1 pseudogene is annotated in these 264 nt (G+C 64.4%); it reads left to right on the top strand.

From position 1 onward, the window contains the following. Nucleotides 1-264 (top strand): annotated as a pseudogene (locus tag R0J87_RS21395) (NADH-quinone oxidoreductase subunit C/D); the annotation flags it as partial.

Here is a 264-nt window from a genome sequence, read left to right as displayed (position 1 = left end):
CCGGCCGCGCACGGCGTGCTGCGGATGGTGCTGGAGATGGACGGCGAGGTGATCGAGCGGGTCGATCCACACATCGGCCTGCTGCACCGCGGCACCGAAAAGCTGATCGAGTACAAGACGTACCTGCAGGCGGTGCATTACTTCGACCGCCTCGACTATGTTTCGCCGATGGCGCAGGAGCATGCCTACGCGCTTGCGGTCGAGGACCTGCTCGGTCTCGAAATTCCGCGCCGGGGCAAGTTCGTCCGTGTGCTCTATGCCGAG

The sequence above is a fragment of the Halomonas sp. SIMBA_159 genome, from assembly GCF_046536035.1.
Lineage (GTDB): Bacteria > Pseudomonadota > Gammaproteobacteria > Pseudomonadales > Halomonadaceae > Vreelandella > Vreelandella venusta_A.
This window is presented reverse-complemented; position numbering and strand designations above follow the sequence as displayed.